The following is a 20,112-nucleotide window of genomic DNA, read 5'->3' as shown; positions in this document are numbered from 1 at the left end:
ACAAACCCTCTTATTGTTCTGTCAGGGGACGCACGCGCACGCCCTGTTCGAGCTGCGCCAATTGCGCAGCATCGTTAATGCCGAAACCGATCTGCGTGACGGCCAGTGCGGCAATCGCCGTGGCCGTGCGCAGGGTTTGCTCCGGGGTATCAGCGCTGAGCAAACCGTGAAGCATGCCGGCCAGCAATGAATCACCGGCACCGACCGTGCTGGCGACGCTGACCTTCGGCGGCGTGGCGTGAAGTGCCGAACCGACGCTGAACCAATTCACACCGTCAGCACCGTGGGAGATCACCACGTGTTCGATGCCTTGCGCATGCAAGCGCGCCGCTGCTTGCGCTTCCGCCGCGTGGGAAACCACCTCGCAACCAAGCGCGTCAGCGAGCTCTTCAGTGTTCGGTTTGATCAGCCATGGACTGGCTTTCAATGCTTCGCGCAACGCTTCGCCGCTGGAGTCGAGGGCGACTTTCAAACCGAGCTGGTTGAGCCGTTCGATCAGTTCACGCAACCACTGCGCGGTCACGCCACGCGGCAAACTGCCGGCAACCACCACCGCATCGTGACCCGGTGCAATCTGCACCAGGCGATCCAGCAACGCCTGCTGCGCGGCGGCATCGACCACCGGCCCCGGGCCGTTGATGTCGGTGATGCGGCCATCCTGTTCGGCGACCTTGATGTTGCTGCGCGTCTCGCCCGGTACGCGAATAAATGCGTCGACAAAACCGCGCTTGGCGAACAACGTTTCGAACGCTTGCAGATTGTCTTCGCCGAGAAACCCACTGACCGTCAGTTGATGACCGAGGTCGGCGAGCACCTGCGCAACGTTCACACCTTTGCCGGCGGCGTGGGTGTGCATCTCGTCGCTGCGATTGACCTGACCGGCCTCCAGCCGTGGCAACTCAACGGTGAGGTCGAGCGCCGGGTTGAGGGTCAGGGTAAGAATCTTGGCCATTACAGGGCCTCCACTAATGCGCGCACTTCATTCGCGCTGCCCACGGCCAGGGCCTGTTGAGCAAGGGTTTGCGCCTGCGTCAGGCTGAGTTCGCGGATGCGTGCCTTGACTTCGGCAATGCTGCGACCGGACACACTGAGTTCATCGACACCGAGGCCGACCAGCACCGGCACCGCCAGCGGGTCCGCGGCCAGTTCGCCACAGACGCCGACCCATTTGCCGTGGGCATGGGCCGCGCGCACGGTGATGTCGATCAGTTGCAGCACCGCCGGGTGCAAGCCGTCCGCCTGCGCCGACAGGGTCGGGTGACCACGATCGATGGCCAATGTGTACTGGGTCAGGTCGTTGGTGCCGACGCTGAAGAAGTCGACTTCCTTGGCCAATACTGGGGCAAGTAATGCGGCGGACGGTACTTCGATCATGATCCCCAACTGCAGATCGGCGACCGGGATTTCCAGACGCAGACGCTCAGTCATGTCGCGGGCCTGACGCCACTCTTCGACGCTGCCGACCATTGGGAACATGATCCGCAGCGGACGGTTGTCCGCCGAGCGCAGCAATGCGCGCAACTGCGCTTCCATAATCTGCGGACGCTGCAACGTCAGGCGAATGCCGCGCACGCCGAGGAACGGGTTTTCTTCCTTGGCGATCGGCCAATACGGCAGCGGTTTGTCGCCGCCGACATCCAGCGTGCGCACCACCAGCGGACGCCCGGCGAGACCGTCGAGAACGCGGCGGTATTCGGCTTCTTGCGTGGCCTCGTCCGGCGCTTGCGGATGGGCCATGAAAATCAGTTCGGTGCGCAGCAGACCAATGCCTTCGGCGCCCTGCTCCACCGCGCTGATCACGCCCGCGCTTTCGCCGATGTTGGCGAACACTTCGACCGCATGACCGTCAGTGGTGTGCGCCGGTTGGTGGCGTTGTTCGGCGGCAATCTTCAGGCGTTGCTCGCGGGTGTCGCGTTCTTCGGTGGCGCGTTGCAGGGTCGCGGCATCGGCGTCGACGTGAAGACGACCACGTTGACCGTCGAGCAGCAACGGCGTGCCCGGCGCCAGCAACAACACCGCTGCGCCAGCGCCGACCAGCGCCGGAATGCCGAGGGCTCGCGCAACGATTGCACTGTGCGCCGTGGCGCCGCCGCGTGCGGTGAGAATCCCCGCTACGCGTGCCGGATCCAGCCGCGCGACGTCGGACGGGCCGACCTCGTCCATCACCAGAATGTAAGGTTGCTCAGGCTCGCTCGCAGTTTGCACGCCACAGAGTTGCGCCAGTACGCGGCGACCGATATCGCGCAGATCCGCAGCGCGCTCTGCGAGCAACGCGTCCTGCAGCGACTCCTGTTGTTTGGCCGCCGCTTCGATCACCGCCATCCACGCCGCTTCGGCGCTTTCGCCCTGCTTGAGGCGGGTGTCGACTTCGTCGGTGAGTTCCGGGTCGTCGAGCATCTCCTGATGGGTGATGAAGATTTCGCGGATGGCTTTGGCTTTGCTGCGTTCGATCAGGCCTTGAATGTCGCTGCGCACGTCACTGAGCGCTTTCTTGAGACGTTCGCGTTCAACGGCGGCGGACTCGCCCCGCAGCGGATAATCGATGGTTTGCTGCACTTGGATGTGTGCCGGGCCGATGGCGATGCCGGGGGCAGCGGGGATTGCTTGCAACTGGCTGCCGGAAGCCGGGGCGACGACCACTTCGGCGATGTCGGCGATGACTTCGCGCTGCTGACTCACTGCTGGCAGCGGTTCGACTTCTTCACCAAGGCCTTCTTCGATCGCGGCAAGCAACGCGGGCAAGGCGTCGGCAGCGATGCTCGGCTCGGCAATCAGCTCCAGCACCTGACCGCGACGGGCGCCAAGGCTGAGCAGTTTGCTCAAGCTCTTCGCCGACACGGCGCTGTCCTGACCGTCAACGATGCGCACACGAATCTCACCATCAAAACTCTTTGCCAGTTGCGCGAGAATCTTCGCCGGACGCGCGTGCAAGCCGTGGGCGTTGGCCAGCACAATGCGAGCGCTCGGCCAATCGGCGGGCAATTCACCGCCGAGCACTTCGAGAACTTTGCGACTGCTGGTAGCGCGGCCCAGTTCATGGCCACGACCTTCGATCAGCAACGCACACAGGCGTTCAAGCAACGCTTGATGCGCTTCGCCAAGACTGGCCAAGCAGAACAGACCGCTGAGCGGCTGGCCGAGGTAGCGCATCGGTTTGTCCGGTGTGACGAACGCCAGGCCTGGACGCTTTACGGTTTGCTCGCTGTGCAACCACCACAAACCATCACCCAGCGGCAGCGCTTCGACCTGCTGCAACACACCGGCAAAACCGTTACTCACACAATCGGCCTGACGCAACAGACGCGCGCCACGCCAGACCAGCTCTTCGAAATCATCGGCGGAGACGCCGAGGCCAATCATCTGTGCATCCAGCGCCAGCTCCTGCGGCGCGCCTTGCAGCAGTTTCAGCAGCGCTTCAGGCGAACTCGCACGACGCAAAGCCTGACCCAGATCGGTCTCGCCGAGGGCACGGGTCAGCAGTTGCAACAGGCGCAGGTGTTCGTCGGATTTGGCGGCGATGCCAATCGCCAGATAAACGATCTGGCCATCGCCCCAATCCACGCCTTCCGGGAACTGCATCAGACGCACGCCGGTGGCGAATACCTGATCGCGGGTTTCCGGGGTGCCATGGGGAATGGCAATACCTTGACCGAGAAAGGTCGAGCCCTGGGCTTCCCGTGCCTGCAATCCAGCGAGGTAACCATCGGCAACCAGACCATCGGCCACCAAGTGATTGGCGAGCAGTTGCAAGGCAGCGGGTTTATCCACAGCCGATTGGCCCATGGATATCTGCTCTATAGTGAGCTCGAGCATGCGATCTCCTTTTTGGCACATGAAGGTGCCAGGTATTGTTTTGAATGGTTTGCAGCTTAGGCGCTTTACCGCTTTGCTTTTCAGCGGCAGTTTTGGCGGTTTCACGGCAGAACCGGCCAAAGACGTCTAAAACGTAGAAAATACGCTTGCTGAAACGTTTAATCTAGATTGATCGGCACGTTACTCGATAATGTCCCATCCTTGAAGTCCAACTTGTCGGATGCGCTGCGACAATAGTCGCCTGCCCTAATCGGGTAGGATTGGCGAAAATGTGGCGGCAAGCTCGAAAAAACAAGGAAATACCGGGTTGAAACTCAGTGATATCGCGCGGTTGGCCGGAGTGTCCGTGACCACCGCCAGCTACGTCATCAACGGCAAGGCCGAACAGCAACGCATCAGCAACGCCACCGTCGAGCGGGTGCGGGCCGTGGTCGATCTGCACGGCTTCACGCCAAACCCTCAAGCGGCCGGGCTGCGCAGTCGGCACACGCGCACGCTGGGCTTTATTCTGCCGGATCTGGAAAACCCCAGTTACGCGCGGATCGCCAAACTGCTTGAGCAAGGTGCGCGGGCGCGCGGCTATCAATTGCTGATCGCCAGTTCCGATGATGCACCTGAAAGTGAACGGCAATTGCTGCAACTGTTCCGTGCGCGCCGTTGCGATGCGCTGATCGTTGCCAGTTGCCTGCCGGCCGGCGATGACAGCTATCGCCAGTTGCAGGCCAAGGGCACGCCGATCATCGCCATCGACCGGGTCATGGAGCCAGAGCATTTCTGCTCGGTGATCAGTGACGACCGCGAAGCCAGCCTGCACCTGACCCAGAGCCTGCTCGATCCGCAACCGAAGCAAATCGTGCTGCTCGGCGCGCGCTCGGAACTGAGTATCAGCCAGGAACGTGCCGCTGGTTTCAAAGAGGCGCTGGTCGACTTCAAAGGCGAAGTGCTGGTCGAACACGCCGAGTCCTTCAGCCGCGAATGCGGCAAGCAATTGATGGAAGAACTCCTGCAACGTCTGGGGCATTTGCCCGATGCGCTGGTGACGACTTCCTACGTGCTGCTGCAGGGTGTATTCGATGCACTGCATGACTTCCCGCTGAAATCGCGGCCGCTGCGCCTCGGCACCTTCGGCGATACGCAGTTGCTGGATTTCCTGCCGCTGCCGGTCAACGCCATGGCCCAGCAGCACCAGTTGATTGCCGACAAGGCGCTGGAACTGGCGCTGGCCGCTGTCGAACAGTCGGAGTACAAGCCCGGTGTGCAGGCCATTGCGCGGACCTTCAAGCAGCGTATCCACCAGGACTGAGCCGTGGAGCTGATCGACAGCCACACCCACCTCGACTTCCCCGACTTCGATGCCGATCGCCCGGCGTTGCTTGCCGAGAGCCGCGCCCTGGGGGTGCGGCGGATGGTGGTATTGGGTGTGCATGAGGGTAATTGGCAACGGGTGTGGGATCTGGTGCAGAGCGATGCGGATTTGTATGCGGCATTCGGTCTGCACCCGGTGTATCTCGATCAGCATTGTCCTGAGCATTTACGGGCACTCGGTGATTGGCTGACTCGTTTGCGCGGTCATCGGCAATTGTGTGCGGTGGGCGAAATCGGTCTGGATTACTTCATCGAAACCCTCGACCGCGAGCGGCAACAGGCGCTGTTCGAGGCACAACTGCAATTGGCCGCTGACTTTCAGCTGCCGGCGCTGATCCATGTGCGGCGCAGCCACGCGGCGGTGATCGCGACGCTCAAGCGCTTCAAGCTCCAACGCGCAGGGATCATCCACGCCTTTGCCGGTAGCCGTGAAGAAGCGCGGGAATACATCAAACTCGGTTTCAAACTGGGCCTCGGTGGCGCACCGACCTGGCCGCAAGCGTTGCGCATGCATCGGGTGCTGGCGGAACTGCCGCTGGAATCGATTGTGCTGGAAACAGATTCACCGGACATGGCGCCTGCGATGTTTCCCGGTCAGCGCAACAGCCCGGCGCATTTGCCGGCGATCTGCGAGGCGCTGGCCGGACTGTTGAATATCAGCCCGCAACAACTGGCCACGGCCAGTACCGCCAATAGCTGCGAGATATTCGGCTGGTAATCAGTCGGCGTGCGCCTTGGCGGCCTCCAGAATCAGCGTCAGATGCTGACGCTGACGCGCGTAACGGACGACCACGAAGTACACGAAGATCGTGATCAGTGACGCGTTCAGTTGTTCGGTGACGCTCAGAAGCCCCACCCACTCCATCACCAACGCCACCATCAGCGCGGTGCACACCGTCACCGAAGCGCTGAAACGCAGCAGCGCCAGTGAATCGAGGGACTTGAAGCGTTTGATCTGTTGCGGGCAACGCAATTCCAGCGTTTGCTGGCAATGCTCGCACGTGAACGGTTCATTGATCGAGATGGCATTTAGCTGCCAGGGCCTGAGCACCAGCGTGGTCTGACAATGAGCACAATGGCCCTGGACTCCCAAGGTTGCGACAGACATGAGCGGCCTCCTCTACACGAACGATTGGGTAGGGATACTGGCTCATTGCTGGGGAAATGCCAGAGTCTGCAGAGAAACAGGATTGGGCTTACGGCCGGAACTGAAAAAGTACTACAAAGAGTTCTGATAAAACGCGAGACCCTGTGGGAGCGAGCCTGCTCGCGAAGGCGGTGTGTCAGGTGACAGAGATGTCACTGACAGATTGCATTCGCGGGCAGGCTCGCACACAGGTGGTATGTACGACTCAGACGCGGAAGGCGCTGATCAGTTGTTTAAGCTGAACAACTTGGGCAGACAACGCCCGGCTGGCATCTTCGGTCTGGTGCGCACCGTGCGCCGTGCGCTCGCCGGCGCGGTTGATTTCGACAATGTTCTGGTCGATGTCATGGGCCACCGCCGTTTGCTGTTCAACCGCAGCAGCGATCTGCTGGTTCTGATCGACGATCATGCCGACCGCACCAAGGATATTTTCCAGCGCCTGTTGGACCTTCTCTGACTGCCCCACCGTGCCACTGGCCATCTGATGGCTGACGCTCATGGCTTTTACCGCCGCCCCGACGCCGCCATGCAGCTTGGCGATCATCTGTTCGATTTCTTCGGTCGATTGCTGGGTACGTTTGGCCAGGGTGCGCACTTCGTCTGCGACCACAGCAAAACCACGTCCCTGCTCGCCTGCGCGAGCCGCTTCGATCGCGGCATTAAGCGCCAACAAGTTGGTTTGTTCGGCGATGCTCTTGATCACTTCCAGTACACGGCTGATCGACTGACTGTCGCTGGCCAACTGGTTGATCACCCGTACCGATTGGTCGATCTCGCTGGCCAGCGCGGCAATGCTGCCCTGTTGCGACTCGACCAGGCCACGACCACTGATGGTCTCGTCATTGACGCTGTGGGCACTGCTCACCGCCGCGGCGGCACTGCGCGCCACCTCCAGTGAGGTCGCCGACATCTGGTTCATTGCCGTCGCCACTTGCTCGATCTGCGTCCGTTGGCCCGCCACTGCCTGATTGCTTTGCGCAGAGACATTTTCAACTTGCCCGGCCTGGCGCTCGACCTCGCCGACGGTCTGCCCCACCCGCTCGATCAAGTCGTGAATCTTCTTCACCGTACCGTTGAACACTTCGCCCAACTCGCCGAGTTCATCCTGGCTGTTAGCTTTGAAGTTGACCGTCATGTCACCGGCCGCGACCCTGTCCATCATCGCGCCCAAGCGTTTAAGTGTGGTGCGGGTCGAGGCGTAGAAACCACCGTAGAGATAGAAAATCAGCACGAACACCACCGTCAACGCCACTGCCTGCAAGACCATGTGCGTGCGGTTCTGCGCCAGGCGTTGCTGTAATTGAGTGTCGAGGAATTTCAGCGTGGCGTCGTTGAGCTGGTAAGTCCTGTCGATCAGCCCGGTGACTTGATCGTAAAACGCCTGCCACGGCGCATCGAGGGTGTCAGCCATCACCACCTGTTCTTCGAACAGTTCGCTGGCCTGTTTCAGCGAGGCCTTGCTGCTGTCGGCCGCCGTGCTGAGGTTGTCCCGCGCGGCCTTGCTGGAGCCGAGGGCGTCCTGCAGTTTCAGACCGTACTCGGCCTGGAGTTTTTCGATCTGCACCAACAGCTCATCGAAACGGGTGCTTGAAGAGCTGTTGAGAAACCCCTGGCCCAATGAATACGAGCCCATGGCCCGGCCTTCGCCGAGGGTTTGCGTGACGCTCGGCGTGATCAGGGTGATCAGTTCGCTGAGCTGACGGATGTCGCTCTGATTGTCGCGGCTCAGCCCGGCCTGGCTGGTGATGATCTGGCTGAAAATCTGCGCACTGGCCAGTAGTTTGCCGATCAACGCGCTTTTGCTCTGTAGCGAGTTCTCCACTTGCTGTGCCTTGAACGCGGCGATCATTTCGTCTCGCTTGCCTTCAAATACTTGAATCTGCTCAGGATCGTCGGTCATTGGCGTCAGCCCTTGCAGGCGGTCGAGTACCGCTTGTTCGAGCGTGGTGATCTGCGCCTCGACATTCCCGGCCTTGCCGGACTGGCCGAGGGTGACGTTGATCTGCACCAGGTTGTTGAGGGTTTCCAGATCCCGGCGCAAGGCCAGGCTGCTGCCCAGCAGATCAAGGCTTTGCAGCTCGACGCGGGTTCCCTGGAATTCGCGATAGGAATCGCGCACCAGATAGAAATTGGTCACCAGCATCGGCACCAGGAACAGCACGCTGATCAGGCTGAACTTCATGCCGAAGCTCAGACGGTTCATCAGCGAGACAGCGGGATAGAGCAAGCTCTTCACTGGAAGTCTCCCTTGGTTTTTCTTGTTTTTATTGGCTGGCGCGGGGCGACAGCAGATAGCCACTATCGAGCGCCATCTCTGTATAGCTCAAATCGAAGGGAGGTTTTGTAACTTAAGGTTAACGACATCGCAGCCCGCGAAACACACATCTCCCTGTAGATACTCTGTTCACGGTCAAGCTTTTGCGAGGTGTTTCTCGCTAAAAAGCTTGGCCGTATTGAAATCTTCGCCGGCTCGCATGCAGGCCCACAGCCCAGTCAGGTATTTGCGCATGACGGCGACGATGGCCTGCATTTTTCTCTTTCCTCGCCCGATCAGCGCTTCGTAAAAGGCTTTCACGTTGCTGTCGCAACGTATGGCAGTCAGCGCTGGCATATACATCGCTGAGCGTAGGTAGGCGTTTCCGCCCTTACTTATCCGTCCAGGTTTATCGATGCTGGTACCTGATTGCGTAAGCCGTACATCGAGACCTGCATGTCGGCTGACCTGCGCGGACTTAAGCGTCACTGGCAAGGTCGTCAATTCAGCCAATGCCGCAAATACTGAAATTTCGCCCATGCCCGGCGCTGCGATCATGTGCCCGAACTGGGCGCTTAGGGTTGGGCAATTGTCGATCAGCGCCCGACCTGCGAGCCTGAAACGCTCGATTCGCTTGTCAAATGCCTCAATGGCTTCTTCTTCGTCTTCAATCAGCATTTTCATGGTTGTTTGAGTAGCTTTCAGCGCATGCAGCTCGTTCTTGGCTCGGGTGCGATGACACGTCAGACGATTGATATGCCTTCCGATAGCCCGCAGTTCCAACTGTATGGTCGTGGGCGGCGTCCACAATCTGGGGCTCATGCGCTCGCCGTATTCAGCTAGCAACTGGGCATCGATCGCATCGGTTTTGCTGTTCTTCAGCATCAGCTTGGCGAAGTTATGAAAGCTCTTCGGGTTGATAACCGAAACGGGCAAACCCGCTGCAGTGAGCTCCATGGCCAAATCCAGGTAATAGATGCCGGTGGCCTCCATCACTACGGATAAAGGCTTGAGCTCGAGCAATCTGTTGACCGCTGCTTTGCGCCCGGCGGGCGTTTGGTCGATGTTGCAGGCCCCTGCAAAACGGCCGTCGTTGCGCCAGCCCATGGCGGTCGTGCGAGACCCCACATCCAAACCGACATGCATGCTCATGCTTTCAACTCCGAGTGAACTGGGTTAGAAATGCATCCTGGTTCCCCTGACCTCGAACTTCATGCCACTGCAACCTTGTAATGCGAAGTCCGACTTGTCGGCTTCTCGATACTCTTCGTGGTGGGCAATGAGGCGGGGGGACCTCTCTACAGACAAGGTCAGGAGCAAGTCCTGCCTTTAGGAGCGATCGGTCTCCCCCAGAAACACATCTTCGTATGTCCGCACCAACGAGCTTAGATCTCAATCGACTGGTGTAAGGGCAACATACAAGGAGCTGCCGCAGGCTGCGATCTTTTGATCTTTCTTTGAATCAGTGAATCAGAACCGTCCACAAGGCAAACCCGGCATACCACAGCACCGCCGCACGCAGCAGCAGTTCCCACAGGCAATCGAGGGTGTTGATGCCGTCCGGCCCGACCACAGGAGGTGGAATCTCGCCCGCCGCCAAACCGACCCGATTAATCAGTTGCGCAGCGCTGATGTTCCAGTTGAGCAATTCATGCAGCATCACCCGGCTGACCGCGACAAAGTTGCCGACCAGCGCCAGACTCGCGGCCAGCAAGCGTACCGGCAGCCAGTCAAAGGCATGCCGCATTTGCGCGGCGCGCTCGACCAGCGCCGGGTTCTGGCCGTGTTCCTGCGCCAGTGCCAGCAAGCGATACGCCAGCGCTGCCACGGGGCCGAGCACGAAATACCAGAAGATCACCGCAAAAAAACTCTGGTAGGCCTGCCACAGCAGATGCCCCTGCACGCTTTCAAGCAACTGCTCGCCGCTGTCGGCGCAAATGTTCAAATCGCGCTTGGCGACATGGGCCGCCGCTTGCAGATCCTCACGGCGCCAGGCATCGCGAAACGGCCCGAGACCGCCAAGCAAGTCGCCGCGCCCCAGGCTGTAAATCACCACCAGCAAATGCACCGGCAACGCCAGCAGACCGTAGGCCACCGGCTCCAGCACCACCAACAACAGCGCCAGCAACGCCACTGGAAACAGCACCAGAATGCTCAGCACCAGCCATGGCTGTTTCGCCAGCCGCTCGCTGTTTTCGAGTTTGTTCAGTTCGCGGATCCATCCGCCATCGCGTTGAACCCGATGACGCAGGGCCGAAAACTTCTCGATCCACAGCGCCAGCAGTAACACCAGAAAACTCATTGTCCTTCCTCTTGTGCCAGGGCTGCGCGGTAACGTGCCCAGTCGAATGCCGGGCCAGGATCGGTCTTACGCCCGGGAGCTATGTCGCTATGCCCACAAATGCGGGCGCCGGTGATGGCCGGAAATGCTGTCTGCAACTGGCGGGTCAACGCCGTCAACGCCTGATACTGCGCGTCGGTGAACGGTAGATCATCGGTGCCTTCGAGCTCGATGCCCACGGAAAAATCGTTACAGGTTTCGCGCCCTTCGAAAATCGAAACACCCGCATGCCACGCCCGCTCAAGACAGGAGACAAACTGGGTGATCTTGCCGTCACGTTCGATCAGAAAATGCGCCGAGACGCGTAGGTCAGCGATCCCTGCAAAGTAGGGATGTTCAGTGACATCCAGACGATTCTGGAAAAATTCCTGCACCTTGCCCGTGGCGAACTGCGCCGGCGGCAAACTGATGTTGTGGATCACCAACAGGGAAATTTCGCCCGCAGGGCGTTCATTGAAGTTGGGCGATGGGCAGACCTGCACCCCGTGACACCACCCGCTAGCGGGATCCAACTGCATACCGATTCCTTCAACGCCGACTGTGTTGGCGCCCAGTATGCCGTGATCGGCCCCCGGCGCGCGATCACTTGCCGCGATTGAGTCGCCGCAGATTGCCCAGCACCGATTCGAGTGCGCGGTCGAACAGCAAGGTATCGTCCAGTGCACGCGCCGTGCCACGCTGGAATTCCACGGCCAGCGCAATGCGGCTGCGTTCCAGCACCTTCATCCCGGTGCGATCGACGAACACGTACTTGCCAGTGGCTTCGATGATAGCCGCGAGCTTGCATCGCAGGCTGTTTTCATCATCCTCTCGAAAAGCTACCCAACTGCCCATACGCAGTTGTTCGACCTGACGCAATCCGGCGGCGTCGTGAGGCAAACGAACCGACGTCGACACCGCGCTGCCCTCGTCAGCGGTTTGCAGCACAATCTGCTGTGACACCTCGACCATTGGCGTTGCTTGATCCACCTCGACGGAACGCTCAAGCACCTGCACATGCAATGCTTCCAGCTCACTGAAAAACTCGCTGGTGGCGAACGGATCGAACGCCGAACTGCTCAGGCCATCACGCAGCGATTTGAGCAACCCCGGCACCATTGCCAGCAAACGCAGACTGGATTCAGTGTCTTCATGACGCTGCACACTCCAGATCAGTTGCTCCATGGTTAGCACGTCGGCCTGCCATTCGGCTGACTGATCGCCATGCTTGAGGCAGGTCAGCAGGAGTACTTTGCTCCAGGCGTCCTGGACGAAGGTGATCACCGAGGGCGGCAGCGTTTTACCCAGCAATGCATGATTCAACGCCCGCTCGACCCGGCACCGGGCCAACTCGGTTTTTGCCCGCCCTTCTTCGGCGTCACGCAGACGCTGTTCAAGTAGCTCGCTGCGGCGGCGTTCGTCGCTGGTGAACGCGAGGAAATCGGCGAGCAACTCAGAGAAAATCGCCGGGTCATCAACAAAGTCAGTCAGCAGGCGCTGCACCACTTGCTCGATACGCAGGTACAAGCTGTCGCGTGCTTCACCGTCGCAGTCGCCCCAGCCCATCGCCGCCTCGGCGATTTCGTTGAGCAGGCGCCGCGCCGGATGGGTGGTGCGACTGAAGAAACTCTTGTCGAGCACTGCGACCTTTAGCATCGGGATCTGCAACCGCGCGATCAGAGCCTTGAGCGAATCCGGCACATTGCGGTCTTCAAGAATGCAGTCGAAGACCATCGCGATCAGGTTGATCACGTCTTCATCCGCATCGCCGACGATCCGCGATTTACCACTTCTGACGCTGACCCGGGTCAGCAGTTGTTCGAGCTGATTGCGCAGATCGAAGTCATCCTGAGCCGCCAGCGCCGGTACGTATTGTTGCAAATGCGAGAGCAGACGGAGCAGGTCGCGGGTGGAAATCGGTTGCGCGGCAAGGCTGGGTTCCAGCGTCGGCGCGACACTGCCACGCACCTGCGCGAGCAATTGCTGCAGCGCGGCGAAGACCTCCTGCACGCCTTCATCGACGGGCGGGGTGTCGTCGCTTTCATCGTTGTTCACACTGGCGATCGCACGATCAATGGCGCGCCGCGCCGGGGCGGCTTTCAACTCGGGCAACACACCGGTGGCGAGCAACAATTGATTGGCTTCGGCGTAAAGCTGTTCGGTATCGGCCAAGACATAACGTTCGAACAGTTTGAGCAGGATCAGCTTGACCTTGATTTCCACGCCCAGGTTGCGCCCGGCCTGGAGGAAAAACTCGCAGAGCATCGCCGGGCCGAGCGGGTTGTGTTGATCGTCGAGGGTATTGCCGAGTAGCGCGTTAAGCCGCGCGGTCAGTTGACCGAGGGCGAAGCCGTCACGCTTGAGTACGCGACCGACCATGGTCTCGACCGCCACGCTGCGCTCCATGTCGTCGCTGCGTGGCGCCAACTCGTCATATATCAGGGCATGGGGCAGCGTGTTTTGCGTGGGTTCGTATTGTGTCAGGCCAACGAAAGCTTCAAAGAATTGCTCAAGGAAACCGCGCTCGATGTTTTTGCGCTTGAGGCGCAGGTCGCGCATGGCTTCGAAAAAAATATTCTGTTCGACGTCGTTGCGCGCCCGGTCGGCCATTTCGAACAGCGTGTCGTCGGCGTTATCGAACAGCTCCTGCAAACCGTGGCGCAGTTGCTGGGCAGCCTTGTCGCGAACCTGAAGCAGAATCACAGGCAGGCGGGCGAGCGGCGAGTGATTCGCCTGATCGGCAGTGCCTTTGTGCAAAGGCACCACTTTCCCGTCGTTGTGCATCCAAGCCTCCTGAAACGGTGATTCGTTCGGTCACTTTCAACATAAGCCTCCTGTGGGAGCGAGCTTGCTCGCGAAGGCGATCGGTCAGTGACATTGTTGGTGGCTGACACTGCGCTTTCGCCAGCAAGCTCGCTCCCACAGGTCTCAACAACTATGTATGGCCGCATTGCACGTCAAAGCTATGACGTCAAATGCAAGGCGGATTATCTTTCATAACTTGTACCCGACGCCATAGCCGTCAGGGTTTCCCCTATGCCCCCTCACTGACCATGTCCGGGCGAGGTTTGCTCAAAGAAAATCGACCGGATGCAGGCAAGCACGCGTGTTCTCGCCTTGGGTTGGCTCATGTCATGCCCCTATAATCGAACCACTTTGTTTGTGGAGCCCGTTATGCCGAATCTACGTCTCGCCGATTTGACCGCCGAAATCGAAGCCAACGTGCGCCGTGCGTTGCTCGAAGACATCGGCAGCGGCGACATCACCGCGCAACTGATCCCGGCCGAACGCCTGGCCAAAGCCACCATCATTACGCGCGACGCCGCCGTCATCTGCGGTACGGCGTGGGTTGATGCCGTGTTTCGTCAGCTCGATCCGCGGGTCGCGGTGCATTGGCAAGTGGTCGATAGCGAGCGGGTAAAACCCAATCAGCCGCTGTTTCATCTGGAAGGCCCGGCCCGCTCGCTGCTGACCGGTGAGCGCAGTGCGCTGAATTTCCTGCAACTACTGTCCGGCGTAGCCACGCGCGCGCAGTACCTTGCCGATTTCGTCGGCACCACTCAGGTCAAACTGCTCGACACCCGCAAAACCCTGCCGGGTCTGCGTCTGGCGCAAAAATACGCGGTGACCTGCGGTGGCTGCCACAATCATCGCATCGGCCTGTACGACGCGTTCCTGATCAAGGAAAACCACATCGCTGCCAGCGGTGGGATTCCACAAGCCATTGCCGCCGCGCACAAGATTGCGCCGGGCAAACCGGTGGAAATCGAAGTGGAAAGTCTGGATGAACTGAAAGAAGCACTGGCTGCCGGCGCCGACATCATCATGCTCGACGAACTGAGCCTGGACGACATGCGCGAAGCCGTGCGCCTGAACGGCGGCAAGGCGAAGCTGGAAGCCAGCGGCGGCATCAACGAAAGCACGCTGCTGCCGATCGCCGAGACCGGGGTGGATTACATTTCGATTGGCGCAATGACCAAGGATGTCAAAGCGGTGGATCTGTCGATGCGCCTCAGCCTCTAAAGGCAGCGGCACGATGCGAGTTACAAGCTGCAAGCCAGAGCGCTTTTGCGTTGACTTGCAGCTTGCCGCTTAAAGCTTGTAGCTGCTGTTATACGACGAGATTATTCATCTCGCAGTACTCGTCCCACTCGACACCCAGCACTTCGGCCGCCTCTTTGTGCAGCACGAGGCGCTGCGCCTCGAACTCCTCCGGCGTGCTCGTGTACTTGAGTGTCAGCTCCCACGGCTGCAGGCCCTGGGCTTCAGCCTCGTCTTCGAAGGCCCACTGAATCTGATCTTTCTGATCATCGGGACTGAGGTCCTTGATCTCTTCCAGCAGCTGCGGCGCATCAAGCCTGTACTTTTCCAGCGCTTGTTCGTGACGTTGCTCTTGAGTTAATTCGGTCATGGCGTTCTCGCTGATCGTAAGAATGGGGGATGGATCTGGATCATCAAGGATCTCTCTGACGCGGATTTTTCCGGCCTTCGGAACCATTCGGGATCATCTGAAAACTGCTGGGCGATGCTCATGCAGGCTCCGAATATAGGACGTTTGCATGACGAATTACACGGCTCTTTACATCTCTCCCACAAAAAGCTGACCTGCGGAACATAAATCCGGATTTCAAGTCATAGCGTTGTGCCACTTGGGCACTCACCCACGCTGTTCACAAGGAAAACCAGTGATGCGCAGCTTTTCGAAGATCTGCTCCGTTGTGTCTGCCAGTGCCTTGCTTACCACCCTGATGTTGCCGGCAAGCGCCATGGCTATCGACCTGAGCAACAGTAGCTCATCCTATGGCGACAAGGTTTCACTGATTCACAACGATTACGGCAAAGAGGTCGTAATCAAGAGCGATATCAGTATCGATGAACTGCAAAAGATGCGCGATACCGTCCGCGACCAATCACGCCAGATCGAAGAACTCAAACGCAGCAGCGGTTCCAGTTCAAGCTCCAGCGGCAAAGAAATCGACGATCTTAAGAACACGGTCAGGGAACAGGACCGTCAGTTGGATACCCTCGGACGTCAGGTGGAAGATCTCAAGCGCAACAGCGGCTCGAGTTCGAATTCCGCCAGCAGCGAAATTCCCAGCCTGAAACAAAAAATCAACGATCAGGATCGCGCCACGGATCAGCTCAAACGTACCGTAGAGGAATTGAGCCGCAAGGTGAAATAAGGGAACGGGGGGCCCGAACGAGGAACCAGTACATTCGTCCAGCCTGTCCGGGGATAACTCGGAACCTTGAGCAGCAGCGTACTGAACAATGTACTTTTCGGGGATTCTGGGGCATTTGCTGAAGTAAAAAAGAAGCCCGCTAACGCGGGCTTTTTTTTACGGCCATTGATGTCAGGCAGCAACAGCCTCGGGCTTCGAGTCGATGGTGGCCGGCGCTTTCTTCGTCTTGTAGATCCGAATGAAAGGGTATTCCACCAGCAGTGACGCCAGATAAGACAGGAACACACAGACCGCGATCAGCACCACCGATCGACCGTGATCCGTGAAGGCCTCAAACATCCATTTCAAAATGCCCACGTGGCTGTAACGGTTCGTCATCTCCAGAAAAAAGATGTGAACCAGATACAGCGGGTAGGAAAGTCGAGCAAGCAAAACGATCGGTTTCGCCTGTAGCGGCATCCAGTAAATGCCCAGCACCAGGCAAGCCCCAATTGCGCCAAGCAAAGTCGGCAACCAGATGGTGTCACGCGTCATCAGGAAAGGCTTCGCCAAGAACTCGGGTTTTCCAAAAATGTACATCAGGAACAGGAAGATCAGGGTCAGCGCCGCAGCAATCCACCAGGCAGACTGGGCCTTTACGTCACGGGCGAAGCGAAGGTAGGCCGCAGCCAGGACGCCAATGGCCAGTTCGTCGTAACGGGAGTGAAACTGAATAAAACTCGCAAAGTGCCAGCTTGAATCATCCGGCATGAATGCGGAGGTCATCGCGATTCTGGTAGCGATACCAGATACAAACGCAACCACCAGTACGGTAATGATGAACCAAAGTCTTTTACCGGCAAGATAAGAGACGAGGACAATTGCCAGCGGCGCTACGAGATAAAACATTTCCTCAATGACCAAACTCCATGAACCGGCAGGAATATAAGCGTCATTGACCGTAAAGAAACCTGGAAAGAAATAAGGGCCCGTCGTTTGCAGAAACAACATCCCGGAGAGAATGCTTTTAATCCCCGCAAAATCAAAGACACCGCCGGCCTTGAATATAAAGCACAGCAGCATGATGAAATAATAGATTGGCAGAATGCGCAGAGCGCGTTTTTTATAGAAGTCGACGAAGTCAAAACTCCCTGACTTGACCTTGTCGAGAATAATACCCCCGATCAGAAAACCACTGATCACGAAAAAAATGTCCACCCCGACCCACCCCATAGGCAGCATCTGGAAGTGGTAGAAGGCTACCAGCAAAACCGCCAGAGCCCTCAGAAAATCGATTCCCGGATACCCACCTGCACCGGTCAAATATTTCCAGTGCTCCTTGACATACCCCATCACTTGCCTTTCCCCTGAAACAATCTTGATTATTTCAGAAAGTGTACATTTGCGATGGGCAGCAGGCGATGAAAACTATCGCCCGCCGGTTGATCTACAGATAGCCTCGACTCCGACGCCGATCGGAAACATAAGCAGCGTCCTTCTTCGGTCTCGAACTGCTTGATAACGTTTCCACCGCAGTGCGCTTTTCCTCCCAACGCTGTGATCGAGGGAGCGAAAGAAAACTGCCCGGATATACGGTTTGATCCGGGAGGGTACTGAACTCGCCTAATGATGGCGAAAGTGCATGTGGTGCCCGAGACAGGAATCGAACCTGCGACCTTCGCGTTACGAGTGCGCTGCTCTACCGGCTGAGCTACACGGGCGGTGGGCTAAAACTAGCACCGCTCTTGAAGTCCGGCAAATTCCCAGAATGTCTCGATATTTCCAGGACAAAAAAATGCCCCGCCGTTTTCACGGCGGGGCATTCTCATTGCGCTAAAGCCTGGGGGTGATTAAACGCCCGAAGCCTTGGCCGCTGCCACGTCTTTGATGGATAGCTTGATACGGCCGCGGTTGTCCACGTCCAGTACCAGCACTTCCACTTCCTGGCCTTCTTTCAGGATGTCGGTCACTTTCTCTACGCGAGCGTCGCTCAGCATCGAGATGTGTACCAGACCATCCTTGCCCGGCAGGATGTTGACGAATGCGCCGAAGTCGACGATGCGCTCAACCTTGCCGACGTAGATCTTGCCGATCTCGGCTTCAGCGGTGATGCCCAGAACGCGCTGACGTGCAGCTTCAGCAGCTTCCTTGGTTTCGCCGAAGATCTTGATCGAACCGTCGTCTTCGATGTCGATCGAAGCCTTGGTTTCTTCGCAGATCGCACGGATGGTCGCGCCACCTTTACCGATAACGTCACGGATCTTGTCGGTGTCGATTTTCATCGCGATCATGGTCGGAGCGTTGGCCGACAGTTCGGTACGCGACTGGCCGATGATCTGGTTCATCTGACCGAGGATGTTCAGGCGCGCTTCCAGGGCTTGGCCCAGAGCGATTTCCATGATTTCTTCGGTGATGCCTTTGATCTTGATGTCCATCTGCAGCGCAGTAACGCCTTTGGCGGTACCGGCTACTTTGAAGTCCATGTCGCCCAGGTGGTCTTCGTCACCAAGGATGTCGGTCAGAACGGCGAACTTCTCGCCTTCTTTAACCAGACCCATGGCGATACCGGCAACCGGTGCTTTCATCGGTACACCAGCGTCCATCAGGGCCAGGGAAGCACCGCAAACGGAAGCCATCGAGCTCGAACCGTTGGATTCGGTGATTTCCGACACCACACGGATGGTGTACGGGAACACGTCAGCGGCTGGCAGCATGGCCGAAACCGAACGACGGGCCAGACGGCCGTGACCGATTTCACGACGACCAGCACCACCCATGCGACCACACTCACCTACCGAGAACGGAGGGAAGTTGTAGTGCAGCATGAACGGGTCTTTTTTCTCGCCTTCCAGGGTGTCCAGCAGCTGTGCATCACGGGCGGTGCCCAGAGTTGCAACGACCAGAGCCTGGGTTTCACCACGGGTGAACAGCGCCGAACCGTGAGTCTTCGGCAGAACACCGACTTCGATGTTCAGCGGACGTACGGTCTTGGTGTCGCGGCCGTCGATACGTGGCTTGCCGTTTACGATGTTTTCGCGAACGGTGCGGTATTCGATTTCGCCGAAAGCGGCTTTGACTTCGCTGGACGAAGGCTGGCCTTCTTCACCGGACAGTTTGGCAACGACTTGATCCTTCAGCTCACCCAGGCGAGCGTAACGGTCAGCCTTGACGGTAATGGTGTAAGCCTGGGAGATCGCTTCGCCGAACTCGGCACGAATAGCGCCCAGCAGTTCGGTGGCTTCTGGAGCCGGAGCCCAGGTCCAGGTTGGCTTGGCAGCTTCAGCGGCCAGTTCTTTAACAGCGTTGATCACCACCTGGAACTCGTCGTGAGCAAACAGTACGGCGCCCAGCATCTGGTCTTCGGTCAGCTCTTTGGCTTCCGATTCAACCATCAGTACGGCGTCGGAAGTACCGGCAACGACCATGTCCAGGCTCGAAGCAGCTTGCTGCTCGTAAGTCGGGTTAAGCAGGTAGCCGGTGCTTTCGTGGAAGGCAACGCGAGCGGCGCCGATCGGGCCGTCGAACGGGATGCCCGAGATAGCCAGGGCAGCCGAGGTACCGATCATCGCAGCGATGTCCGGATCGGTCTTTTTGCTGGTGGAAACGACGGTGCAGACTACCTGCACTTCGTTCATGAAGCCTTCTGGGAACAGCGGACGGATCGGACGGTCGATCAGTCGGGAAGTCAGGGTTTCTTTCTCGGAAGGACGGCCTTCACGCTTGAAGAAACCGCCAGGGATCTTACCGGCAGCGTAAGTCTTTTCCTGGTAGTGAACCGACAGAGGGAAGAAGCCCTTGCCTGGATCGGCTTGTTTTGCACCGACTACAGTCACCAATACGCTGACGTCTTCGTCAACGGTGACCAATACTGCGCCGGAGGCCTGACGGGCGATACGGCCAGTCTCGAGGGTAACGGTCGATTGACCGAACTGGAATTTTTTGATTACCGGGTTCACGGTGTCCTACCTTCTTTGTGGCTCTTGGGGGAATCGGTTTCTTGCGAATTCTTGGGCAATGTCGGGAATCGGCCCAACGCCTGTCCAGGGTAAAA

General features: G+C 58.6%; 15 protein-coding genes and 1 tRNA gene. 4 read left to right on the top strand and 12 right to left on the bottom strand.

From position 1 onward, the window contains the following. Positions 1–10 precede the first annotated feature (10 nt). Together pfkB and ptsP are read right to left on the bottom strand one after the other, a co-directional pair. Entirely contained in the window at positions 11–952 is a 942-nt protein-coding gene (pfkB, locus tag ACZ0A4_RS28325; protein ID WP_463577262.1) for a 1-phosphofructokinase, read from the bottom strand. Beyond that, a complete protein-coding gene (gene ptsP, locus ACZ0A4_RS28320; protein ID WP_463577261.1) occupies positions 952–3,813 on the bottom strand; it encodes a phosphoenolpyruvate--protein phosphotransferase in 2,862 nt (953 codons plus the stop codon). Before ptsP ends, pfkB begins: the two co-directional genes overlap by 1 nt. Positions 3,814–4,120: 307 nt before the next feature. Here ptsP and cra point away from each other — a divergent pair, with 307 nt between their 5' ends. Both cra and ACZ0A4_RS28310 read left to right on the top strand, forming a co-directional pair. After that, positions 4,121–5,116 carry a catabolite repressor/activator gene (gene cra / locus ACZ0A4_RS28315; protein WP_463577260.1) on the top strand — a complete coding sequence of 332 codons (996 nt, stop codon included), beginning with the start codon at positions 4,121–4,123 and terminating at the stop codon, positions 5,114–5,116. A gap of 3 nt (positions 5,117–5,119) precedes the next feature. Further along, the gene (locus ACZ0A4_RS28310; protein ID WP_463577258.1) at positions 5,120–5,896 is read left to right on the top strand and encodes a TatD family hydrolase; all 777 of its coding nucleotides are present in this window, start codon (positions 5,120–5,122) and stop codon (positions 5,894–5,896) included. Here the strand turns inward: ACZ0A4_RS28310 and ACZ0A4_RS28305 are convergent, their stop codons facing one another. The 6 genes from ACZ0A4_RS28305 to ACZ0A4_RS28280 all read right to left on the bottom strand — a co-directional run bounded on the left by ACZ0A4_RS28305 (position 5,897) and on the right by ACZ0A4_RS28280 (position 13,683). Further along, entirely contained in the window at positions 5,897–6,286 is a 390-nt protein-coding gene (locus tag ACZ0A4_RS28305) for a hypothetical protein (protein WP_463577256.1), read from the bottom strand. A gap of 244 nt (positions 6,287–6,530) precedes the next feature. After that, a complete protein-coding gene (locus tag ACZ0A4_RS28300; protein ID WP_463577649.1) occupies positions 6,531–7,235 on the bottom strand; it encodes a methyl-accepting chemotaxis protein in 705 nt (234 codons plus the stop codon). A 1,500-nt stretch (positions 7,236–8,735) separates the two neighbouring features. Beyond that, the gene (locus tag ACZ0A4_RS28295) at positions 8,736–9,731 is read right to left on the bottom strand and encodes an IS110 family RNA-guided transposase (RefSeq protein WP_463575969.1); all 996 of its coding nucleotides are present in this window, start codon (positions 9,729–9,731) and stop codon (positions 8,736–8,738) included. A gap of 310 nt (positions 9,732–10,041) precedes the next feature. Then, complete coding sequence (gene ampE / locus ACZ0A4_RS28290) at positions 10,042–10,881, bottom strand: regulatory signaling modulator protein AmpE (RefSeq protein WP_463577254.1); 840 nt, start codon at positions 10,879–10,881, stop codon at positions 10,042–10,044. Then, the gene (ampD, locus tag ACZ0A4_RS28285) at positions 10,878–11,438 is read right to left on the bottom strand and encodes a 1,6-anhydro-N-acetylmuramyl-L-alanine amidase AmpD (RefSeq protein WP_141127791.1); all 561 of its coding nucleotides are present in this window, start codon (positions 11,436–11,438) and stop codon (positions 10,878–10,880) included. Before ampD ends, ampE begins: the two co-directional genes overlap by 4 nt. 64 nt (positions 11,439–11,502) lie before the next feature. Continuing rightward, positions 11,503–13,683: a DUF1631 domain-containing protein gene (locus ACZ0A4_RS28280; RefSeq protein ID WP_463577252.1), complete on the bottom strand. Its 2,181-nt coding sequence runs from the start codon at positions 13,681–13,683 to the stop codon at positions 11,503–11,505. Between the two features lie 390 nt (positions 13,684–14,073). Between ACZ0A4_RS28280 and nadC the strand changes: the two genes are divergently transcribed. Then, a complete protein-coding gene (gene nadC / locus ACZ0A4_RS28275; RefSeq protein WP_463577251.1) occupies positions 14,074–14,922 on the top strand; it encodes a carboxylating nicotinate-nucleotide diphosphorylase in 849 nt (282 codons plus the stop codon). An 88-nt stretch (positions 14,923–15,010) separates the two neighbouring features. Here nadC and ACZ0A4_RS28270 read toward each other — a convergent pair whose 3' ends face one another. Beyond that, on the bottom strand, positions 15,011–15,310 hold the full coding sequence (locus ACZ0A4_RS28270) for a DUF6388 family protein (protein ID WP_463577647.1): 300 nt from the start codon (positions 15,308–15,310) through the stop codon (positions 15,011–15,013). 277 nt (positions 15,311–15,587) lie between these two features. Between ACZ0A4_RS28270 and ACZ0A4_RS28265 the strand changes: the two genes are divergently transcribed. Then, positions 15,588–16,082 (top strand): hypothetical protein, encoded by a 495-nt coding sequence (locus tag ACZ0A4_RS28265; RefSeq protein WP_463577250.1) that lies wholly within the window; start codon positions 15,588–15,590, stop codon positions 16,080–16,082. A 171-nt stretch (positions 16,083–16,253) separates the two neighbouring features. On the opposite strand, the gene ACZ0A4_RS28260 is transcribed toward ACZ0A4_RS28265, so the two are convergent. From ACZ0A4_RS28260 to pnp, 3 genes are all read right to left on the bottom strand, one after another. After that, entirely contained in the window at positions 16,254–17,414 is a 1,161-nt protein-coding gene (locus ACZ0A4_RS28260; protein WP_463577248.1) for an acyltransferase family protein, read from the bottom strand. Positions 17,415–17,706: 292 nt separating this feature from the next. Beyond that, positions 17,707–17,782, bottom strand: a tRNA-Thr gene (locus ACZ0A4_RS28255). Positions 17,783–17,911: 129 nt separating this feature from the next. Beyond that, positions 17,912–20,017 (bottom strand): polyribonucleotide nucleotidyltransferase, encoded by a 2,106-nt coding sequence (gene pnp / locus ACZ0A4_RS28250; RefSeq protein ID WP_463577246.1) that lies wholly within the window; start codon positions 20,015–20,017, stop codon positions 17,912–17,914. Between the last annotated feature and the right edge of the window lie 95 nt (positions 20,018–20,112).

It is taken from the genome of Pseudomonas sp. AC172 (genome assembly GCF_979258595.1).
The sequence above is the reverse complement of the archived record's forward strand: the minus strand, read 5'-3'. Positions and strand labels throughout refer to the sequence as shown.

Coding starts and splice junctions, on each gene's coding strand:
- ACZ0A4_RS28305 (WP_463577256.1), bottom strand. CDS start 6,286: ATGTCTGTCGCAACCTTGGGAGTCCAGGGCCATTGTGCTCATTGTCAG.
- ACZ0A4_RS28300 (WP_463577649.1), bottom strand. CDS start 7,235: ATGTCGGCGACCTCACTGGAGGTGGCGCGCAGTGCCGCCGCGGCGGTG.
- ACZ0A4_RS28265 (WP_463577250.1), top strand. CDS start 15,588: ATGCGCAGCTTTTCGAAGATCTGCTCCGTTGTGTCTGCCAGTGCCTTG.
- pfkB (WP_463577262.1), bottom strand. CDS start 952: ATGGCCAAGATTCTTACCCTGACCCTCAACCCGGCGCTCGACCTCACC.
- ACZ0A4_RS28260 (WP_463577248.1), bottom strand. CDS start 17,414: ATGGGGTATGTCAAGGAGCACTGGAAATATTTGACCGGTGCAGGTGGG.
- ampD (WP_141127791.1), bottom strand. CDS start 11,438: ATGCAGTTGGATCCCGCTAGCGGGTGGTGTCACGGGGTGCAGGTCTGC.
- ACZ0A4_RS28270 (WP_463577647.1), bottom strand. CDS start 15,310: ATGACCGAATTAACTCAAGAGCAACGTCACGAACAAGCGCTGGAAAAG.
- ampE (WP_463577254.1), bottom strand. CDS start 10,881: ATGAGTTTTCTGGTGTTACTGCTGGCGCTGTGGATCGAGAAGTTTTCG.
- ACZ0A4_RS28295 (WP_463575969.1), bottom strand. CDS start 9,731: ATGAGCATGCATGTCGGTTTGGATGTGGGGTCTCGCACGACCGCCATG.
- ACZ0A4_RS28280 (WP_463577252.1), bottom strand. CDS start 13,683: ATGCACAACGACGGGAAAGTGGTGCCTTTGCACAAAGGCACTGCCGAT.
- ptsP (WP_463577261.1), bottom strand. CDS start 3,813: ATGCTCGAGCTCACTATAGAGCAGATATCCATGGGCCAATCGGCTGTG.
- nadC (WP_463577251.1), top strand. CDS start 14,074: ATGCCGAATCTACGTCTCGCCGATTTGACCGCCGAAATCGAAGCCAAC.